The sequence below is a fragment of the Agromyces sp. CCNWLW213 genome, assembly GCF_037199545.1.
Lineage (GTDB): Bacteria > Actinomycetota > Actinomycetes > Actinomycetales > Microbacteriaceae > Agromyces.
Window position 1 is genome coordinate 1 of the sequence record NZ_JBBBDX010000001.1, and the last position, 19455, is coordinate 19455.

At 73.4% G+C, this 19455-nt stretch carries 20 protein-coding genes and 1 rRNA gene; 19 read left to right on the plus strand and 2 right to left on the minus strand.

Annotation, left to right across the window (positions count from 1 at the left end; genetic code table 11):
- The 17 genes from rrf to der all read left to right on the plus strand — a co-directional run.
- Positions 1-73, plus strand: a 5S ribosomal RNA gene (gene rrf, locus WBQ80_RS17000); the annotation flags it as partial.
- Positions 74-867: 794 nt separating this feature from the next.
- Positions 868-1740, plus strand: coding sequence for a hypothetical protein (locus WBQ80_RS00005; protein ID WP_337282427.1), 873 nt, complete (start codon positions 868-870; stop codon positions 1738-1740).
- Entirely contained in the window at positions 1737-2768 is a 1032-nt protein-coding gene (locus tag WBQ80_RS00010; protein ID WP_336573339.1) for an HAD-IIA family hydrolase, read from the plus strand. The genes WBQ80_RS00005 and WBQ80_RS00010 overlap by 4 nt, the downstream gene beginning before the upstream one ends.
- Positions 2769-2847: 79 nt before the next feature.
- Positions 2848-3036, plus strand: a complete 189-nt coding sequence (locus WBQ80_RS00015) for a hypothetical protein (protein WP_336573338.1) — start codon at positions 2848-2850, stop codon at positions 3034-3036.
- Positions 3033-3848, plus strand: a complete 816-nt coding sequence (locus tag WBQ80_RS00020) for a TlyA family RNA methyltransferase (protein ID WP_336573337.1) — start codon at positions 3033-3035, stop codon at positions 3846-3848. Before WBQ80_RS00015 ends, WBQ80_RS00020 begins: the two co-directional genes overlap by 4 nt.
- Positions 3845-4759, plus strand: coding sequence for an NAD kinase (locus tag WBQ80_RS00025; RefSeq protein WP_336573336.1), 915 nt, complete (start codon positions 3845-3847; stop codon positions 4757-4759). The genes WBQ80_RS00020 and WBQ80_RS00025 overlap by 4 nt, the downstream gene beginning before the upstream one ends.
- On the plus strand, positions 4752-6455 hold the full coding sequence (gene recN / locus WBQ80_RS00030; RefSeq protein ID WP_336573335.1) for a DNA repair protein RecN: 1704 nt from the start codon (positions 4752-4754) through the stop codon (positions 6453-6455). The genes WBQ80_RS00025 and recN overlap by 8 nt, the downstream gene beginning before the upstream one ends.
- 138 nt (positions 6456-6593) lie before the next feature.
- A complete protein-coding gene (locus WBQ80_RS00035; protein ID WP_336573334.1) occupies positions 6594-8288 on the plus strand; it encodes a CTP synthase in 1695 nt (564 codons plus the stop codon).
- Positions 8281-8919 carry an NUDIX hydrolase gene (locus tag WBQ80_RS00040; RefSeq protein ID WP_336573333.1) on the plus strand — a complete coding sequence of 213 codons (639 nt, stop codon included), beginning with the start codon at positions 8281-8283 and terminating at the stop codon, positions 8917-8919. Before WBQ80_RS00035 ends, WBQ80_RS00040 begins: the two co-directional genes overlap by 8 nt.
- A complete protein-coding gene (xerD, locus tag WBQ80_RS00045) occupies positions 8919-9824 on the plus strand; it encodes a site-specific tyrosine recombinase XerD (RefSeq protein ID WP_336573332.1) in 906 nt (301 codons plus the stop codon). Before WBQ80_RS00040 ends, xerD begins: the two co-directional genes overlap by 1 nt.
- 45 nt (positions 9825-9869) lie before the next feature.
- Positions 9870-10757, plus strand: coding sequence for a ParA family protein (locus tag WBQ80_RS00050; RefSeq protein WP_336573331.1), 888 nt, complete (start codon positions 9870-9872; stop codon positions 10755-10757).
- 43 nt (positions 10758-10800) lie between these two features.
- Positions 10801-11640: a segregation and condensation protein A gene (locus WBQ80_RS00055; RefSeq protein ID WP_336573341.1), complete on the plus strand. Its 840-nt coding sequence runs from the start codon at positions 10801-10803 to the stop codon at positions 11638-11640.
- Positions 11630-12367 carry an SMC-Scp complex subunit ScpB gene (scpB, locus tag WBQ80_RS00060; RefSeq protein WP_336573330.1) on the plus strand — a complete coding sequence of 246 codons (738 nt, stop codon included), beginning with the start codon at positions 11630-11632 and terminating at the stop codon, positions 12365-12367. Before WBQ80_RS00055 ends, scpB begins: the two co-directional genes overlap by 11 nt.
- A complete protein-coding gene (locus tag WBQ80_RS00065) occupies positions 12354-13163 on the plus strand; it encodes a pseudouridine synthase (protein WP_442892727.1) in 810 nt (269 codons plus the stop codon). Before scpB ends, WBQ80_RS00065 begins: the two co-directional genes overlap by 14 nt.
- Before the next feature lies 1 nt (position 13164).
- Positions 13165-14247 carry a prephenate dehydrogenase gene (locus WBQ80_RS00070; protein ID WP_336573329.1) on the plus strand — a complete coding sequence of 361 codons (1083 nt, stop codon included), beginning with the start codon at positions 13165-13167 and terminating at the stop codon, positions 14245-14247.
- 3 nt (positions 14248-14250) lie between these two features.
- A complete protein-coding gene (gene cmk, locus WBQ80_RS00075) occupies positions 14251-14940 on the plus strand; it encodes a (d)CMP kinase (RefSeq protein WP_336573328.1) in 690 nt (229 codons plus the stop codon).
- A gap of 53 nt (positions 14941-14993) precedes the next feature.
- A complete protein-coding gene (gene der, locus WBQ80_RS00080; protein WP_336573327.1) occupies positions 14994-16502 on the plus strand; it encodes a ribosome biogenesis GTPase Der in 1509 nt (502 codons plus the stop codon).
- Between the two features lie 26 nt (positions 16503-16528).
- Here the strand turns inward: der and WBQ80_RS00085 are convergent, their stop codons facing one another.
- Entirely contained in the window at positions 16529-17326 is a 798-nt protein-coding gene (locus tag WBQ80_RS00085; RefSeq protein ID WP_336573326.1) for a YqjF family protein, read from the minus strand.
- Positions 17327-17387: 61 nt separating this feature from the next.
- On the opposite strand from WBQ80_RS00085, the gene WBQ80_RS00090 reads away from it, so the two are divergent.
- Together WBQ80_RS00090 and WBQ80_RS00095 are read left to right on the plus strand one after the other, a co-directional pair.
- Positions 17388-17861 (plus strand): nitroreductase/quinone reductase family protein, encoded by a 474-nt coding sequence (locus WBQ80_RS00090; protein ID WP_336573325.1) that lies wholly within the window; start codon positions 17388-17390, stop codon positions 17859-17861.
- A gap of 32 nt (positions 17862-17893) precedes the next feature.
- Positions 17894-18817: a CHAD domain-containing protein gene (locus tag WBQ80_RS00095; RefSeq protein ID WP_336573324.1), complete on the plus strand. Its 924-nt coding sequence runs from the start codon at positions 17894-17896 to the stop codon at positions 18815-18817.
- A gap of 9 nt (positions 18818-18826) precedes the next feature.
- Here the strand turns inward: WBQ80_RS00095 and WBQ80_RS00100 are convergent, their stop codons facing one another.
- Positions 18827-19447 (minus strand): GNAT family N-acetyltransferase, encoded by a 621-nt coding sequence (locus WBQ80_RS00100; protein WP_336573323.1) that lies wholly within the window; start codon positions 19445-19447, stop codon positions 18827-18829.
- Between the last annotated feature and the right edge of the window lie 8 nt (positions 19448-19455).

Consider the following 19455-nt stretch of genomic DNA (forward strand, 5'->3'; position numbering starts at 1 on the left):
CCCGGAAGCTAAGACTCGCAGCGCCGATGGTACTGCAGGGGCGACCCTGTGGGAGAGTAGGACACCGCCGGACATTCATTGAGGAGCGGCCACCCCCAGCGTTCAATTGCGAGCGCTGGCGGGTGGCCGTTCTTCGTTTAAGGCGCCGAGCGCGGGCTCGGCAGTACGGTTGAGTCCACGACGGCTCCCGACACGACAGGAAGACTCGTGAGCGATTCGACGCAGCACGGCCCGGGTGAGGAACGACCCGGCCAGGAGAGACGACCACGCGGAACCGATCGTGGATCCGGACGCGAGGACGAGCGCGGCGGCGATGCCGGCCGCCCGCGTCGCGACCAATCGCGTGGCGGGGAGCGGAAGCCGTATGGCTCGCGCCCCGCACGGGACGGTGACCGGAAGCCGTACGGTGCGCGTCCTGAGCGTGATGGTGAGCGGAAGCCGTACGGTGCGCGTCCTGAGCGTGATGGTGAGCGGAAGCCGTACGGTGCGCGTCCCGCACGGGACGGTGACCGGAAGCCGTACGGGTCAGGTCCTGCCCGTGATGGTGAGCGGAAGCCGTATGGCTCGCGTCCCGCACGGGACGGTGACCGGAAGCCGTATGGCTCGCGTCCTGAGCGTGAGGGTGACCGGAAGCCGTACGGGTCAGGTCCTGCCCGTGATGGTGAGCGGAAGCCGTATGGCTCGCGTCCTGCCCGTGATGGTGAGCGGAAGCCGTATGGCTCGCGTCCCGCACGGGACGGTGACCGGAGGCCCTACGGCCGCCCCGAGCGCGACGACGCCCGCCGCACGTCCGGCCGCCCGGGCGAGCGACGCCCGCGCGAGGACTCGGGCGAGCGGCCCGGCCGCTTCGGCGCCGCCGAGCTGCAGGTGCGTCCGAGGCACGACGACCCCGAGGTGCCCGACCGGATCCAGGCGAAGGATCTCGACCGGGGTGCTCGCGCCGAGCTCAAGACCCTGACCAAGGAGAACGCCGACTGGGTGGCCCGCCACCTCGTCGCGGCGGCCGAGGCGCTCGAGGACGATCCGGCGCTCGCGCACCGGCACGCGCTCTCCGCATCCCGCCGGGCCGGCCGGATCGGGATCGTTCGCGAGACGCTCGCGATCACGGCGTACGCGACGGGGGACTTCGCTCTCGCGCTGCGAGAGTTCCGCACCTACCGCCGCATCTCCGGAAGCGACGAGCAGCTGCCGCTCATGGTGGACAGCGAGCGCGGCGTCGGCCGCCCGGACCGCGCCCTGGAGCTCGGTCGGTCCGTGGACCGCTCGACGCTGCCGGCATCCGTGCAGGTCGCCCTTGCGATCGCGATGTCGGGAGCCCGGCTCGATCTCGGGCAACCCGAGCTCGCATTGGCCGAGCTCGAGATCCCGCAGCTCGACAAGGACCGCGCGTTCTCGTACAGCCCGGCGCTCTTCTCGGCGTACGCCGAGGTGCTCGAGGAGCTCGGTCGTTCCGACGAGTCGGCGGCATGGCGGGATCGGGCGCGACGGGCCGAGGCTGCGCTGGCAGGCGAGGGGCTCGACCTGGTCGAGGTGTTCGACCTCGAGGGCGAGGAGTCCGGCGAGCCCTCGGTGACCGTCCCCGCGGTCGACGCGCCCGCGGACGAGACCCGCGAGGAGCCTGCCCAGCTGGCGGACCCCGCGGATGCGATCGAGCCGGACGTCGCGGCGATCCTCGCCGAGACCGCGGACCAGGCACCGAACGGTCCCGAGGACGACGACGCGGAGTCCGAGCGCGCATGAGCCCGGTCTTCGGGCGGAGACGCGAGGCCGCCGCTCCGCTCGACGGCGTCGACGCGGTGTTCGCGGACCTCGACGGCGTCGTCTACGCCGGGCCGCACGCGATCCCGTACGCGGTCGAGAGCCTGAATCGGGTGGCGGAGTCGCTCCCGGTCGGCTACATCACGAACAACGCGTCCCGCACCGACGTGCAGGTCGCGACGCACCTGGCGTCGCTCGGCCTGCGCGCCACTGCGGATGCCGTGGTCACTTCGCCGCAGGCCGCGATGCGCCTGCTGGCATCATCCGTGCCCCCCGGTTCGCTCGTGCTGGTCGTGGGCGGCGACGGCATCGTCGCCGAGCTCGAACGCGGCGGGTACCGCGTGACGCGGTCCGCCGACGACGGGCCCGACGCGGTCATGCAGGGATTCCACCCCGACGTCGGATGGCGCCAGCTCGCCGAGGCGACCTTCGCGCTCAACGCGCACGGAGGACCGGGCGAGCCGGGCGGCATCCCCTGGATCGCGACGAACATGGACTGGACGATACCCGTCGAGCGGGGCGTCGCACCGGGGAACGGCACGCTCGTCTCGGCGGTGCACACGGCCGCGGGCCGGTTCCCCGAGGTGGCGGGCAAGCCCGAGACGCCCATCTTCGACGTCGCGCGCGACCGATTCGGCGCGACGAACCCGTTGATGATCGGCGACCGGCTCGACACCGACATCCGCGGGGCCAATCGCGCGGGCATCGCCTCGGCCGTCGTGCTCACGGGCATCGACCGGGCCAAGCAGGTGCTCGCCGCGGATGCCGCGAGCCGGCCGGACTTCATCCTCGGCGACCTGCGCGAGCTGCACGAGCCCTACCCCGAGATCGAGCGGCGGAGGGGTTCCGTCCGGGTCGGCCGCGCCTCGGTGCGCGTGCAGGGCCGCACCGTCGAGATCGAACGCGACGGCGACGATCCGCTCGACCTCCTGCGAGCCGCCTGCCTCGCGATCTGGGAGTGCGGCACGGCGATCCACGCGCTGCACGTGCCGGAGCAGCTGTATCGCTGAGGCGGCCGCGGTGCGGCCGAGCCGGAGTCCGGCCCGTGTCGGCCGGCTGCGTGTCGGCGAGGACGGGTACCGTGGAGTCGTGAGCACTGCAGATCGGGACCCCGACGAGATCGACGCGCCCGGCGCGGGGTCGGCCGAGTCCGCGGCCGACGCCCTCGTCCACATCGAGGCGGCGCCGCTCGACGAGCGTGCGACCGGCTACGACGCGCTCGCCGAGCGCCTGCGCGCCGAGCTCGAGCGGTCCGATCCGGCTCGCGTGTCGGGATGACGGCGAGCGCCGAGCGGCTCGACGCCGCGTTGGCGGCGCGCGGCCTCGCGCGCTCCCGCACGCACGCGGCCGCGCTCATCGCCGACGGACTCGTGACCGTCGACGGGCGACCCGTCACCAAGGCCGCGCACCGGGTCGGCGGCGACGCCGTGCTCGAGGTCGTGGAATCCGATCACTACGTCAGCAGGGCGGCGCACAAGCTGATCGCCGCGCTCGACGCGTTCGCCGTCGATCCCGCGGGACGGGTCGTGCTCGATGCGGGCGCTTCGACCGGCGGGTTCAGCCAGGTCCTGCTCGAACGGGGTGCGGCGACGGTGCTCGCCGTCGACGTCGGCCACGGCCAGCTCGCCCCGCAGCTGGCCGGCGCGGCCGGACTCGTGCTCGTCGAGGGGTGCAACGTGCGGCACCTCGACGCCGCGGCGCTCGCCCGGCTCACGGGCGTCGACCGGCGGCCCGCGCTCGTCGTCGCCGACCTGTCGTTCATCTCGCTCACGACCGTCCTCCCGGCGCTCCGCGAGACCGCCGACCCGTCCGCCGAGTTCGTGCTGCTCGTGAAGCCCCAGTTCGAGGTGGGTCGGAGCAACACGCGCGAGGGGGTGGTGCGCGACCCCGCCGCACGTGGCGACGCGGTCATGAACGTGCTCTGGTCGGCCCACGACCTGGGCCTGCGCACCGCGGGCGTGCTCTCCTCCCCAATCGCCGGGACGCACGGCAATCGCGAGGTGCTCGTGCTGCTCAGCCCGTCGCGCGGCGCCGATCCGTCAGAATGGTCGGGTCGGGTCAGAGAAGCGACGGGAGGCGTCACGGCGTGAGCGATGCACGATATTTCCTCGTGGTGTCGCACACGGGCCGGCAGGCCGCCCTCGAGGCGACCGCCGACGTGTGCGGCCAGCTGGTCGCCGCCGGCGCGGTCCCGGTCATCGCCGCCGAGCAGTGGCACGACGTGCTCCGCCAGCTTCCCGATCTCGAGGGCGTCGTCCGGCGCCTCGAAGAGGTCTCGCCGAAGCACCTCGAGCTCGTCATCGTCCTCGGCGGCGACGGCACCATCCTGCGAGCGGCCGAGCTCACCCGCGAGCACCCGGTGCCGCTCCTGGGCGTGAACCTCGGCCACGTCGGCTTCCTCGCCGAGAGCGAGCGCGACGACCTGGGCTACACCGTCGGCCGGGCGCTGGCCCGCGACTACACCGTCGAGGAGCGCATGACGCTGTCCGTCCGCGCCAAGGTCGGCGATGAGGTGGTGTACGAGAGCTGGGCGCTGAACGAGGCGACGGTCGAGAAGGCCGAGCGCGAGCGCATGCTCGAGGTCGTCATCGAGGTCGACCGGCGTCCGCTGTCCTCGTTCGGATGCGACGGCGTGGTCATGTCGACCCCCACTGGCTCGACCGCGTACTCGTTCTCCGCGGGCGGGCCCGTGGTGTGGCCGGCCGTCGAGGCGCTGCTGCTCGTCCCGCTCAGCGCGCACGCGCTCTTCGCCCGACCCCTCGTGGTCGGTCCCGAGTCGTCGCTCGCGGTCGAGGTGCTCGAGCGCACCGAGGCGACCGCCGTGATCTGGTGCGACGGCCGACGCATGTTCGAGCTGCCGCCCGGCGCGCGCGTGATCGTGCGCCGTTCGTCGGTCCCCGTGCGACTCGCCCGCCTGCACCAGGCACCGTTCACCGACCGGCTCGTCAACAAGTTCCAGCTCCCCGTGACGGGGTGGAGGGGGCCCGCCGCCGGTGATTGAAGAACTCGGGATCCGCGACCTCGGCGTGATCGCCGAGGCGACGCTGCCGCTCGGGCCGGGCTTCACGGCCGTCACGGGTGAGACCGGCGCAGGGAAGACCATGGTCGTGACCGCGCTCGGCCTGCTCCTCGGCGCTCGAGCCGATGCCGCGACGGTGCGAGCGGGCGCGAAGCAGGCGTGGGTCGAGGGGCGTTGGCTGCTGGGCGAGCGCGACGCCGACGCCGTCGCCGAGCGCGTGGCCGATGCGGGCGGCGAGCTCGACGGAGGAGAGCTGCTCCTCGGACGCTCGGTCTCCGCCGAGGGTCGCAGCCGCGCCATCGTGGGCGGGCGGAGCGCGCCCGTCGGCGTGCTCGCCGAGCTCGCCGACCACCTCGTGGTCGTCCACGGCCAGGCCGACCAGCAGCGCCTCCGCTCGACGACCGCGCAGCGCGAGGCGCTGGACCGGTTCGCCGGTGCCGCACTCGCCGGTGCTCTCGACGAGTACCGCACCGCCTTCCGGGCCTGGCGCACCGAGGCCGACGAACTGGCCCGGCTCCGCCAGGAGCACGACTCCCGTGCCCGCGAGGCGGAGGAGCTGCGAGCCGCGCTCGAGGAGATCGAGGCGGCCGATCCCCAGCCCGGCGAGGACGCCGCGCTCGCCGAACGTGCCGACCGTCTCACCAACCTGGAAGACCTGAGGATCGCCGCCGCGCAGGCGCACGAGCTGATCTCGGCCGAGGCGCCCGCCGACGACACCCCCGACGCGGTCACCCTCGTCGAGGCGGCACGGCGCCACGTCGACCGGGTGGTCGCCCACGACCCCGCCCTCGCCCCGATCGCCGAGGCGGTCGCGGGCGCCGGGTTCGCGCTCGCCGACGCGGCCGCCGAGCTGTCCGGCTACCTGGCCGGCCTCGACGCCGACGGCGCGGTCGAGCTCGAGACCGTGCAGGAACGCCGGGCCGTCCTCGCGAGCCTCACCCGCCGTCACGGGTCCCTCGACGAGGTGCTCGCGTTCCGGCACGACGGCGGGCTCCGGCTCGTCGAGCTCGACGGCGACGACGACCGCATCGCCGAGCTCGAGCAGACCGTGGAGCGCCGGGCCGCGGAGGTCGCCGAGCTCGCCGAACGCGTGAGCGGGCTGCGCGACGCCGCGGCCGGACGCCTCGCGGGCGCCGTGACCGCCGAGCTGGCGGCGCTCGCGATGCCCGACGCCGAGCTCACGGTGACGGTCGAGCGCGCGGCCGAGCCGGGGCCGAACGGGCAGGACCAGGTCGCGATCCTGCTGCGTCCGCACCCCGGCGCCGAACCGCGTCCCGTCTCCAAGGGCGCTTCGGGCGGCGAGCTGTCGCGCGTGATGCTCGCGATCGAGGTCGTGATCGCGGGCGCCGATCCGGTCCCGACGTTCGTGTTCGACGAGGTCGACGCGGGCGTGGGCGGCGCGGCGGCCATCGAGATCGGGAGACGGCTCGCGCGCCTCTCCGAGCGCGCCCAGGTGATCGTGGTCACCCACCTCGCCCAGGTCGCGGCATTCGCCACCAACCACCTCAGCGTCGTCAAGGGCACCGACGGTCGCGTCACCGCATCGAGCGTGCGGCAGCTCCGGGGCGCCGACCGCGAAGCGGAGATGGCGCGCCTGCTCTCGGGTCTCGCCGACTCCGAGAGCGGGCTCGCACACGCGCGCGAGCTGCTCGAGATCGCCGACGCCGCGGCCGCGTGAACGTCGTCGCGGCGGGGGTGCCGCGGCATCCGTCGTCGCCGTGACGGCCGGACGACACGCCCGGGCCATCGGGACCGGCCGACATGCGACCCGCATGTCGGGGCATTCCCAGCCGGGAGTCGGATAGACTGCAAGCCCGTGGTGGAAGATCGCGGCGCAGACATTTCGAACGACACGACCAAGCACATCTTCGTGACCGGTGGTGTCGTTTCCTCGTTGGGCAAGGGACTCACGGCGGCCAGCCTGGGCAACCTGCTCACGGCCCGGGGCCTGCGGGTGGTGATGCAGAAGCTCGACCCCTACCTCAACGTCGATCCGGGCACCATGAACCCGTTCCAGCACGGCGAGGTCTTCGTCACCGACGACGGCGCCGAGACCGACCTCGACATCGGGCACTACGAGCGCTTCCTCGACATCGACCTCTCCCAGGCCGCCAACGTCACGACCGGCCAGATCTACTCCACCGTCATCGCCAAGGAGCGGCGCGGCGAGTACCTCGGCGACACCGTGCAGGTCATCCCGCACATCACCGACGAGATCAAGCGCCGCATGCGCCTCCAGGCGACCGAGACCCCCAAGCCCGACGTGATCATCACCGAGATCGGCGGCACCGTGGGCGACATCGAGTCCCAGCCGTTCATCGAGTCGGCCCGGCAGGTGCGCCACGAGCTCGGCCGCAAGAACGTGTTCTTCGTGCACGTCTCGCTCGTGCCGTTCATGGGCGCCTCCGGCGAGCAGAAGACGAAGCCGACGCAGCACTCCGTCGCGGCGCTGCGCTCGATCGGCATCCAGCCCGACGCGCTCGTCCTGCGCAGCGACCGTCCGGTGACCGACGCGAACAAGCGCAAGATCGCCCTCATGTGCGACGTCGATGAGGCCGCCGTCGTGAACGCGGTCGACGTGCCGAGCATCTACGACATCCCGACGATGCTCCACGACCAGGGCCTCGATGCGTACCTCATCGATGCGCTCGGCCTCGGCGACAAGGCCGGCGACGTCGACTGGTCGGGATGGCGCGACCTGCTCGAGGTCGTGCACGACCCCAAGCACGAGGTCACGATCGGCCTGGTCGGCAAGTACATCGACCTGCCCGACGCCTACCTCTCGGTGACCGAGGCGCTGCGCGCCGGCGGCTTCGCGAACGAGACCAAGGTCCGGATCGAGTGGATCCCGTCCGACGAGTGCCGCACGCCCGAGGGCGCGAAGGAACGGCTCGCGCACCTCGACGGCATCCTCGTGCCCGGCGGGTTCGGAGTGCGCGGCATCGAGGGCAAGCTCGGCGCGCTGCGCTTCGCGCGTGAGAACGGCATCCCCACCCTCGGGCTCTGCCTCGGCCTGCAGTGCATGGTGATCGAGTACTCCCGCAACGTCGCCGGCCTCCCCGGCGCCTCCTCGAGCGAGTTCGACCCCGACACCGAGTTCCCGGTCATCGCGACGATGGAGGAGCAGGTCGAGATCATCGCGGGCGGCGACCTCGGCGGCACCATGCGGCTCGGCCTCTACCCGGCGCGGCTCGAGGAGGGCTCGATCGTCGCCGGACTCTACGGCTCGACCGACGTCTCCGAGCGGCACCGCCACCGGTACGAGGTGAACAACGCGTATCGCGACCGCATCGCCGAGGCGGGCCTGGTCTTCTCGGGCATGTCGCCCGACCGCCACCTCGTCGAGTTCGTGGAGCTTCCGCGCGAGGCGCACCCGTTCTACGTGGCGACGCAGGCCCACCCCGAGCTGCGCAGCCGCCCGAACGACGCCCACCCGCTCTTCCGGGGGCTCGTGGCCGCCGCGCTCGAGCGCCAGCAGGCCAGCCTCCTCTTCGACGTCGAGAATGCCTGAGCCGCTCCCGGCCGACGAGTTCGTCGACCTCCCGCTGCTCGACCGCGAGACCGTGTTCGACGGGCGGATCTGGGACGTGCGCCGCGACGCCTTCGCCTACGGCGAGGCTGCCGCGCGCATCGAGCGCGAGTACGTCGACCACCCCGGAGCGGTCGCCGTCCTCGTGCTCGACGACGACCGCGTGCTGCTCATCAAGCAGTACCGGCATCCCGTGCGCACGCGCGACTGGGAGATCCCGGCCGGCCTGCTCGACGTGCAGCACGAGCCCGCGCTCGCGGCCGCGCAGCGCGAGCTGGCCGAGGAGGCCGACCTCGCGGCATCCGACTGGGCGGTGCTCGCCGACTACTTCACCACCCCGGGCGGCAGCAGCGAGGCGATCCGCATCTTCCTCGCGCGCGGCGTCAGCGCGACCGGCGCGCCGTTCGATCGGGAGCACGAGGAGGCCGACATGGAGCTGCGATGGGTGCCGCTCGACGACTGCGTCGAGGCCGTGCTCACCCGTCGCCTCGGCAACCCCTCGCTCGCGATCGGCGTGCTCGCCGCGGCGGCCTCGCGCGCCCGCGACTGGCGGACCCTGTCGCCGGCCGACGCCCCCTGGCCGGCGCACCCGGCGAACCGCCCGGAGGCGTAGTGGAGTCGCGTGCGGTCGACGACTACCTGCGGCACCTCACCGTGGAACGCGGCGTCGCTCGCAACACGCTCACCTCGTACCGGCGCGACCTCGCGATCTACGCGTCCTGGCTCGACGCCGCCGGCATCGCGCGACCCGAGCAGGCGACGGAGGCCGACCTCAGCGCGTTCCTCCGGCACCTCGGCGCCGAGCGCGAACCGCGCCTCGCGGTCTCGTCGATCGCCCGGGTGCTCTCCGCGGTGCGCGGCCTGCACCGGTTCCTCGCCGAGGAGGGCCGCACCCCGACCGACCCGGCACGCGACCTCCGGCCGCCCAAGCTGCCCACGAGACTGCCCAAGGCGATCCCCGTCGAGCAGGTCGCCGCGATCATCGAGGCCGCGGGCGTCGGCGACGACGTGATCGCACTCCGCGACGTCGCACTGCTCGAACTGCTCTACGCCACCGGTGCGCGCGTGTCCGAGGCGACGGCCCTCAACGTCGACGACCTCGTCGACGACGAGGTCGTCCGATTGCTCGGCAAGGGCGGCACGCAGCGCATCGTGCCCGTCGGCAGCTACGCGCGGCGGGCGATCGACGCCTACCTCGTGCGCTCCAGGCCCGTGCTCTCGGCGCGCGGCACGGCGACCCCGGCGCTCTTCCTCGGCGTGCGCGGGCGACGCATGTCGCGGCAGGCGGTGTGGCAGGTGCTGCAGGATGCCGCGGAGCGCGCGGGCGTCGCGGCATCCGTCTCGCCGCACACCCTGCGGCACTCGTTCGCGACCCACCTGCTCGCCGGAGGAGCCGACGTGCGCGTGGTGCAGGAGCTGCTCGGACACGCCTCGGTGGCCACCACGCAGATCTACACGCTTGTCACGGCCGATACACTCCGGGAGATGTACACGGCCGCGCACCCCCGGGCTCGTTAGAATCGACCCAGCATCGCAGCCGACAACGGGAGAGAGAACCGCACCGTGACCCACGAGACCTACGACCCGGCGGACGGCACCGCCACGCTGGAGTCGGATCTCGGTCCCACCGGTCGGCCCCTCCGCGAGTTCGCCGAGCCGCCGCGACTCGCGTCCCACGGCCCCGCCCGGATCATCGCGCTCTGCAATCAGAAGGGCGGCGTCGGCAAGACCACGACGACGATCAACCTCGGCGCCGCGCTCGCCGACTACGGGCGTCGCGTGCTCGCGGTCGACTTCGACCCGCAGGGCGCGCTCTCGGCCGGGCTCGGCGTCCAGACGCACGACGCGCCCACGATCTACGACCTGCTGCTGTCGCGCAACGTCGAGCCGCGCGACGCGATCCAGTCCACCGGGGTCGAGGGACTCGACGTGATCCCGGCGAACATCGACCTCTCCGCCGCCGAGGTCCACCTCGTCACCGAGGTGGCCCGCGAGCAGATCCTCGCGAGCGTGCTGCGCAAGGTGTCGGCCGACTACGACGTGATCCTGATCGACTGCCAGCCGTCGCTCGGCCTGCTCACGGTCAACGCGCTGACCGCGGCCCACGGCGTGGTCATCCCGCTCGAGTGCGAGTTCTTCGCGCTGCGCGGCGTGGCGCTGCTGATCGAGACGATCGACAAGGTGCGCGATCGGCTCAACCCGGCCATCACGCTCGACGGCATCCTCGCCACGATGTACGACGCGCGGACGCTCCACTCGCGCGAGGTGCTCGAGCGCGTGGTCGAGGCGTTCGGCGACCAGGTCCTCGAGACCGTGATCACGCGCACCGTGAAGTTCCCCGACGCCACCGTCGCGGCCACGCCGATCACCGAGTTCGCGCCCGAGCACCCGGCGTCGCGCGCGTACCGTCAGCTCGCCCGGGAGCTGGTCGACCGTGGCGCGGTCGCCTGAGCCGAGGTCGGCGGCGGCGAACGGCGGCGCGGCGGGCGCCGCGATGACGGATGCCGCGGTGCCGGCCGGCTCCGACGCCGGTGCGGACGCCGCGCCCGATGCCGGGTTCCGCGTCGCCCTGTCCAACTTCGAGGGTCCGTTCGACCTGCTCCTCTCGCTCATCGCCAAGCACGAGCTCGACATCACCGAGGTCTCGCTCTCGGCGGTCACCGACGAGTTCATCGCGTACCTGCGCGGCATCGAGACCAACGAGGACCTCGACCGAGCCAGTGAGTTCCTCGTGGTCGCGGCGACGCTGCTCGACCTGAAGGTCGCGGGGCTGCTCCCGCAGGGCGAGCTCGTCGACGCCGAGGACGTGGCCCTGCTCGAGGCGCGCGACCTGCTGTTCGCCCGACTGCTGCAGTACCGCGCGTTCAAGGAGGCGGCGCGGTGGTTCGGCGGGCGGATCGAGGCGGAGTCGCTCCGCCACGCCCGGACGGTGCGGCTCGAGGAGCGGTTCCGCCTGCGCGAGCCGGAGCTGCGGTGGACGCTCGGCCCCGACGACTTCGCCGCCCTCGCCGTGCTCGCCCTCACCCCGCGCGAGATCCCCGTCGTCGGGCTCGACCACCTGCATGCGCCGCTCGTGTCGATCCGCGAGCAGGCGGCGCACGTCGTCGCGGTGCTGCGGCGGGGCGATCCGGTGACCTTCCGCCAGCTGATCGCCGGCGTCGACCGCCCCGGCGTGGTCGTGGCCCGGTTCCTCGCGGTGCTCGAGCTGTACCGCAACGCCGCGATCGGGTTCGAGCAGCTCGAGCCGCTCGGCGAGCTGACGCTGCGATGGGCCGCCGGCGACGGATGGTCCGACGACCGACTCGAGAGCCTGGGAGCCGACTATGACGACTGACGCGGATGCCATGGGTCTCGAGACGCCGGCGGAGCCGGCTCCTCGACACGCGCAGGCGGCGGAGCCGACGCCGGGAGCCGCACACGAGGTGTCGGTCGCGACACCGCTCGACGTGCCGGGGCAGCCCCGGCTCGACCTCGATCGTGCGCTCGAGGCGATCCTCTTCATCGCCGACGAGCCGCAGTCGCTCGTGCACCTCGCGGCCGCGGTGCAGCGCCCGCTCGCCGAGGTCCGGGCGGCGATCGCCCGACTGCGTGCCGACTACGACGGCGAGGGCCCCTCGGGCGAGCCGCGCACCGACGCGGGGGAGTCGGCGGCCGGCGGCGCCGTCCGTCGCGCCTTCGAGTTGCGGGAGGTCGGCGGAGGGTGGCGGTTCTACGCGCGCGCCGAGTACGACCGGCTCATCACCGACGTCGTCGCCGCGCAGACCTCGACGCGGCTGTCGCAGGCCGCCCTCGAGACGCTCGCGGTGATCGCGTACAAGCAGCCCATCTCGCGGTCGTCGATCGCCTCCATCCGCGCCGTCAACGTCGACTCGGTCGTGCGCACGCTCCTCGGCCGCGGCCTCATCACCGAGGTCGACACGGACGAGGAGACGGGCGCCATCCTGTACGGCACGACCGACGTGCTGCTGACGAACCTCGGCGTCTCGTCGATCGACGAGCTGCCGCCGATCTCGCCGCTGCTCGACGGCGGCCAGGAGGGATTCGAACGTGACCACCTCTGATCCCGCCGCCGACGCGCCCGGCGGCGTGCCCCGTTCGAGTTCGGGAGAGCGCCTGCAGAAGGCGCTCGCCGCGGCGGGCGTCGCGAGCCGGCGCGTCGCCGAGCAGCTCATCGTCGAGGGTCGCGTCGCGGTCAACGGTCGCATCGTGACCGAGCTCGGCACGCGCATCGACCCGGTCGCCGACAAGGTCGCGGTCGACGGCACCGCCGTGCAGCTCGACCAGGAGAAGCGCTACTACATGCTGAACAAGCCGCGCGGGGTCGTGTCGTCGATGCGCGACGAGCAGGGGCGGCCCGACCTGCGGCAGTTCACCGACGCACTCGACGTGCGGGTGTTCAACGTCGGGCGGCTCGACGGCGACACGAGCGGTCTGCTGCTGCTCACGAACGACGGCGAGCTCGCGCACGTCCTCGCCCATCCGTCGTTCGGCGTCGAGAAGACCTACATCGCCAAGGTGAAGGGGCGGATGACGCCCCAGACGCTGCAGCGGCTGAAGCGCGGCATCGACCTCGAGGACGGCCCCATCCGAGCCGACAAGGCGAAGATCCTGCAGACCCAGGCGGGCGCGGGGCACACCATGGTCGAGGTCGCGCTGCATTCCGGGCGCAACCGCATCGTGCGTCGCATGCTCGACGCGGTGGGGCATCCCGTGGTCGAACTCGTACGCCGCCAGTTCGGGCCCCTGCACCTCGGCACCCTCCGCTCGGGCACCGTGCGCGAGTTGACTAGAGTCGAACTCGGCCAGCTGCTCACCATCGCGCGGGCCGCGGACGAGCAGCGGAAGGGGAACGGCTGAGGTGGTCGAGTCACGACTGGTCGGGCCGGTCCGCGTCGTCGGCGCCGGCCTGCTCGGCACGAGCGTCGCGCTGGGGCTCCGGGCCCGCGGCATCGACGTGATCCTCGCCGACGCGTCGCCGACGCACGTCGCGATCGCCGCAGACCTCGGCGCCGGCCGCGAGGCCCGGCCGGGCGACGCGCCCCAGCTCATCGTGGTGGCCGTGCCCCCGGATGTCACCGCCGCGGTGGTCGCGGCGGAGCTCGCCGCCTTCCCCGACGCGATCGTGACCGACGTCGCGAGCGTCAAGGCGGGCATCCTCGCGGAGCTCGAGGCCGCCGACGCCGACGTCTCCCGATACATCGGCTCGCACCCGCTCGCCGGGCGCGAGCGCGGCGGGCCGCTGGCGGCGCGCGCCGACCTGTTCGCCGGCCGACCCTGGGTCGTCGCGGCGCACGACGAGATCAGCTACCGGCGCGCGAGCGCCATCGACGACCTCATCCTCGACCTGGGCGCCACGCTCGTCGAGATGACGCCCGAGGAGCACGACCGCGGGGTCGCGCTCATCTCGCACGTCCCGCAGGTGATCGCCACGATCATGGCCCGGCGCTTCATCGAGGCGCCCAACGCCGCGCTGGGGCTCGCGGGGCAGGGCGTGCGCGACGTCACGCGCATCGCGGCGAGCGACCCCGACCTGTGGGTGCAGATCCTCGGTGCCAATGCCGCCCCCGTGCGCGACATCCTGCTCGACTACCGCGACGACCTCGACCGGTTCATCGAGGCGCTCGCCGACCCCGTCGCCCCGGGCGCGCGGCGCCGCGTCGCCGAGGAGCTCACGGGCGGCAACACGGGCGTCGAGCGCCTCCCCGGCAAGCACGGCACCGACAAGCGCTTCACGACGGTCGTCGTCATGGTCGACGACCGACCGGGCCAGCTCGCCAAGCTGCTCGCCGAGGTCGGCGAGATCGGCGTGAACCTCGAAGACCTCCGGCTCGAGCACTCGCCGGGCCGTCAGGTCGGGCTCGCGGAGATCGCCGTGCTCCCCGAGGCGGCCGACCGACTCACCACCGAGCTGGCCGAACGCGGCTGGCGGATCGCAGGATAGAACGTGACCCACGAACTCGAGTACCCCGTCGTCGTCGCGATCGACGGCCCCGCCGGCAGCGGCAAGTCCAGCGTGTCGAAGGAGGTGGCGCGCCGGCTCGGCTGGGGCTTCCTCGACACCGGCGCGGCGTACCGGGCGCTCGCCTGGCATGCGAGCGCGTCGGGCGTCGACACCGACGACGCGGCATCCGTCGTCGCGTGCCTCGACTCGTTCGACTACCGCATCGGCACCGACCCGCACGGCTACGCCGTGCACGTCGGCGGCATCGACGTCACCGAGGCCATCCGGGAGCCGGGCATCACCGGCATCGTGAGCGCCGTCGCCCGCGTACCCGACGTCCGCACCCACCTCATCGAGGTGTTCCGCGCGATCATGGCGGCCGAGGAGCGTCCCGGCATCGTCGTCGAGGGTCGGGACATCACGACGGTCGTCGCGCCGGATGCGCCCGTCCGCATCCTCCTCACCGCCTCGGAGGAGGTGCGCATGGCGCGCCGGTCCGCCGAGCTCGTCGGACACTCCGCCGCTGCGACGGGTGCGCAGCTGCGGGCCCGCGACGCCGCGGACTCGAAGGTGGTCGACTTCATGAACGCCGCCGAGGGGGTCACGACGGTCGACTCCACCGACCTCGACTTCGACGCCACCGTCGAGGCGGTGATCGGCGTCATCCGAGACGCTCAGGCAACTCCTGCTTGAATAGAGCGGTTGTGCGCTCGCGCGTGCGACCCCGATACCTTCCAGGAGCTGCCATGACCGATCGCGACGACGAGTTCGACGCCCCCGACGACGACCTCGCCGAGCGCCTCGCCGGCGTCGACGAGGAGCTCGCCGAGCAGCGCGCGGCCGCGCTCCGCTCGGGCCTCGAGGAGTACGACCTCGACGAGGAGGACCTCGACCTGCTCGAGCTCTCGGAGGAGGGCGAGGAGGGCATCCGGTACCTGCCGGCGCTGCCGGTCATCGCGATCGTCGGTCGGCCCAACGTGGGCAAGTCCGCGCTCGTGAACCGCATCCTCGGCCGCCGCGAGGCCGTCGTCGAGGACACGCCCGGCGTCACGCGCGACCGCGTGTCGTACAAGGGCGAGTGGCTCGACCGCCGGTTCACGCTCGTCGACACCGGCGGGTGGGAGCCCGACGCGAAGGGCATCGACGCGTCCGTGGCCGCGCAGGCCGAGGTCGCGATCGAGCTGTGCGACGTGGTGCTCTTCGTGGTGGATGCCACGGTCGGGGCGACCGCGACCGACGAGCACGTCGTCCGCCTGCTGCGCAAGACGAAGAAGCCCGTCTTCCTCGTCGCGAACAAGGTCGACGACGCCCGCCAGGAGCCCGAGGCCGCCGCACTGTGGAACCTCGGCCTCGGCGAGCCGTACCCGGTCTCGGCGCTGCACGGCCGCGGCGTGGCCGACCTGCTCGAGGAGGTCTTCACGGTCCTTCCGCAGGTCTCCGCAGTGGCGAAGGACGAGTTCGGCGGGCCGCGCCGCGTCGCGATCCTCGGCCGCCCCAACGTGGGCAAGTCCAGCCTGCTGAACAAGGCCGCGCGCGAGGAGCGCGTCGTCGTCAACGAGCTCGCCGGCACCACGCGCGACCCGGTCGACGAGCAGATCGAGCTCGGCGGGAAGATCTGGCGATTCGTGGACACCGCCGGCATCCGTCGTCGCGTGCACCTGCAGCAGGGCGCCGACTTCTACGCGTCGCTGCGCACGCAGGCGGCCCTCGAGAAGGCCGAGGTCGCGGTCGTGCTGCTCGACGTCTCGCAGCCGATCTCCGAGCAGGACGTGCGCATCATCGACCTCGTGCTCGAGTCGGGCCGCGCGCTCGTGCTCGCGTACAACAAGTGGGACCTCCTCGACGACGATCGCCGCCGCTACCTCGAGCGCGAGATCGAGCAGGACCTCCACCACGTGGCCTGGGCGCCGCGCGTGAACATCTCCGCGAAGACCGGCCGCCACCTCGAGAAGCTCGTCCCCGCGCTCGAGACCGCGCTCGAGTCGTGGGACACGCGCATCCCGACGGGCAAGTTCAACGCGTTCCTCACCGAGCTCACGCAGGAGCATCCCCACCCGGTGCGCGGCGGCAAGCAGCCCCGCATCCTGTTCGGCACGCAGGCGTCCACGCGTCCGCCGACCTTCGTGCTGTTCACGACGGGCTTCCTCGACCCCGGCTACCGCCGGTTCATCCAGCGACGCCTGCGCGAGATCTACGGCTTCGTCGGCACGCCCATCGTGACGAACATGCGCGTCCGCGAGAAGCGCCAGCGGTAGCGGGCCGCGCACGGCGCCGCCCCACGTCACGCGGGTGCGGGTCGGCCGGCCCTGATCGCGGGCAGCCGCCACGTCTGCGTCGCGATCGCGCGCGGACGACTGAACGCCGTGCGGACGCCCGTCGACGCGAGCACCGAGTCGGGGACGCGCGCGGCCAGGTCCGGGAACCCGCTCGCGGCGAGCAGGTCGTCGTCGAGCTCGAGCAGTTCGGCGCGGTGCAGCGGCCACGGCGCGTGCGAGTTCCGCGCCCACATCGTGCGCCCGAGATGCCGTTCGTGGTAGCCCCAGCGGTCGGTGAGGAAGTGCGCGAGGGCGGCGTCGGGCTCGTCCTCGGCGATGGGCGCGCCGAGGCGGGCGCGGATGCGGGTGGCGGGACCGCGGACGCCGTGCCGACGGCTCCGGAAGTCGAGCTCGAACCCCGCGGCATCCGCTCGCCGGCTGACGCTCGCGCGCGCCCAGTGGTAGGGGAGCCCGAACCCCACGCGCGCAGCGACGACCGGCAGCAGCCGCCCGGCCTCGAGCGTGCGGAACACGACCCCGCGGCGCCCCGTCGCGTCGCGCGCGTAGAGCCGCACGTTCACCTCGACGAAGGTGCCGAGGCGGTGGAGCGGCGGCAGCGGCGGGAAGCGCGTGTCGGCGAGCACGAACGGGATGAGGCCCACCCACGTCGACCCGTCGATCACGTCCGGCCGGGTGCCGCGCGGCAGGAACGGCTCGGCCCGCGCCGGGTCGACGCGCCAGTGCAGGAAGACGAGGTCGCGCCAGTGCTGCTCGACGACCACTCGTCCCGGCAGCGGGGGCGCGATGCGGGGCAGTCCGTCCACGCCTCCATCCTGCCGCGACCGGAGCGCCCGGCGCGAGCGTGCCGCTCGGTAGGCTCGTGGCATGGGATCCACCGGCGGCGTCCTGGGCGACCGGATGCTCGCGGCGCTCTCCGGTTTCCATCACCTGCTGATCCGGGCCACCCGGGGCCGGCTCGGATGGCGCATCGGACGCCTCGCCACCGTGGAGCTCCACACGGTCGGCCGCCGGACCGGACGGCCCCGCACGGCCGTCCTCTCGGCGCCGATCGTGGAGCCGGACCGCATCGTGCTCGTGGCGTCGAAGGGCGGCGCAGACCGCCATCCGGCCTGGTACCTCAACCTCGTCGCCCATCCCGATGTCGTCGTCGACCTCCGGGAGGGCCGCCGGCGGATGCGCGCCAGGACGGCCACACCCGCGGAGAAGGCCGAGCTGTGGCCGCGCATCACCGCGGCGTACGCGGGATACGGGCGCTACCAGCAGCGGACCCGTCGCGAGATCCCGGTGGTCGTCTGCGAGCTGCGCGAGCCGACCGGCCCGACGCCGGCGCGAGGTTGACGGCGAGTCGGCGGAAGCCGAGCATGGTTCGGATGGGACACGGCGACGAGGACGATGCGGGGACGCTGGTGGTCGTCGCCCTCCGAGCGGTGCGCGACCGGCTCGAGGAGTACCGCCCGCTCGCGCTCGTGGACGAACCCGACGCGCTGCACCAGATGCGCACCAACGTGCGCCGGCTCCGCAGCATCCTCGCCGCCTACGGGCCGCTGCTCGACGGGGCGGTCGCGACCGAGCTGCGGCGTCGGCTCCGGGAGCTCGGACGGGAGCTCGGCACCGTGCGAGACCTCGAGGTGCGCGTGCAGGTCGCGGAGGACGCGCTCGCCCGGGCCGATGAGGCCGGCCGTTTCGCCACGGTGGAGGATCGCGTCCGCGTGCGCGGCATCCTGGTCGACGACGAGACGGTCGCGCACGATCGGGCGCACGCGCGGTTCGCGGAGCGCCAGCGGATGCCACGGGCCTCCGCCCGGCTGGCCGAGCTCGACCGCGTGCTCGCCGAGCCGCCCCTGACCGAGCGCGCCCGCCGCCCCGCCGCCCGCGAGCTCGCGCGGCTGCTGGACCGGGAGGCGCGTCGGGCCGCGGGTCGGGCGCGACGTCTGAGCCGGGATCCCGCGCTGGAGGACCTGCACGAGCTCCGCAAGGCCGCACGTCGCCTGCGGTACGCCGCCGAGGCGGTCACGCAGCCGCCCGTGGAGCTGCTGGGCGACGCCGCGGCCGCGCTCGCGGAGGCCGGGGACGCGATCCACGACGTGCTCGGCGACCACCGCGACGAACTGCTGTTCGCCGAGCACCTGCGGCGCTCCGCGGCGCACGAGGCGCACGCGGGTCGGCCCGCCGAGGTGCTCCGCCGGCTCGCCGAGGACGCGGACGAGCGGGCGGCGACGCACCTGGGCGGGCTGCCCGACGCCGTGGACGACCTGCTGGACACGGCGGCGAAATGGCACGCCGAGGTCGGGTGACCGGCCGGATCACTCGGCGAGGCGCAACTGCATCACGGCGCGGTGCGGCTTCGGGCGCGCCACCTCGACGAAGCCGGCCGACTCGAACATCGACACGGTGCCGGGGAACAGCTCGGCCGCCGGCGGCGTCGTGCGCTCCGCCGGATCGACCGCGTAGGCCTCGAGGATGCGAGCTCCGTGGTCGCGGGCGGCAGCGGCGGCGGCCGCGGCCAGGGCGGTCGCGACGCCCCGCCGGCGGAACCGGCGGGGGATGACGAAGCACGACACGGACCAGACCTCCGAGTCGTCGAAATCCGGGTCGGGCGTCGCCGCGCCGACCGGGCTGTACCGGAGGCGGACGAGTGCCGGCCGGGGCTCGACCGCGCACCATCCGACGGGCGTCTCGCCGTCGTATGCGAGGAGCCCGGGACCCGGCTCGGGCCCGGCGAGCTGCTCCGCGAGGCGGTCGCGGAGCTCGGCCGGCGTCGCGGTGCGCCACTCCGCGCCGCGGAGCTTGTACCACTGGCACCAGCACGACGCGGGGTCGCCCCGCGTGCCGAACACGCTCTCGACGTCGGCGAACGGCGCCTCGGACGCGGGGACGATGCGGAGGGGCGATGCGGGGGTCGGCGACTGGCCTGCGCGGGACATGGCGGGAG

What these genes read in the sequence shown, in the direction of transcription:
- WBQ80_RS00095 (WP_336573324.1), top strand. Translation starts at nt 17,894, where the DNA reads ATGGGACACGGCGACGAGGACGATGCGGGGACGCTGGTGGTCGTCGCC.
- WBQ80_RS00100 (WP_336573323.1), bottom strand. Translation starts at nt 19,447, where the DNA reads ATGTCCCGCGCAGGCCAGTCGCCGACCCCCGCATCGCCCCTCCGCATC.
- WBQ80_RS00040 (WP_336573333.1), top strand. Translation starts at nt 8,281, where the DNA reads ATGCCTGAGCCGCTCCCGGCCGACGAGTTCGTCGACCTCCCGCTGCTC.
- WBQ80_RS00090 (WP_336573325.1), top strand. Translation starts at nt 17,388, where the DNA reads ATGGGATCCACCGGCGGCGTCCTGGGCGACCGGATGCTCGCGGCGCTC.
- scpB (WP_336573330.1), top strand. Translation starts at nt 11,630, where the DNA reads ATGACGACTGACGCGGATGCCATGGGTCTCGAGACGCCGGCGGAGCCG.
- WBQ80_RS00055 (WP_336573341.1), top strand. Translation starts at nt 10,801, where the DNA reads ATGACGGATGCCGCGGTGCCGGCCGGCTCCGACGCCGGTGCGGACGCC.
- WBQ80_RS00020 (WP_336573337.1), top strand. Translation starts at nt 3,033, where the DNA reads ATGACGGCGAGCGCCGAGCGGCTCGACGCCGCGTTGGCGGCGCGCGGC.
- WBQ80_RS00010 (WP_336573339.1), top strand. Translation starts at nt 1,737, where the DNA reads ATGAGCCCGGTCTTCGGGCGGAGACGCGAGGCCGCCGCTCCGCTCGAC.
- der (WP_336573327.1), top strand. Translation starts at nt 14,994, where the DNA reads ATGACCGATCGCGACGACGAGTTCGACGCCCCCGACGACGACCTCGCC.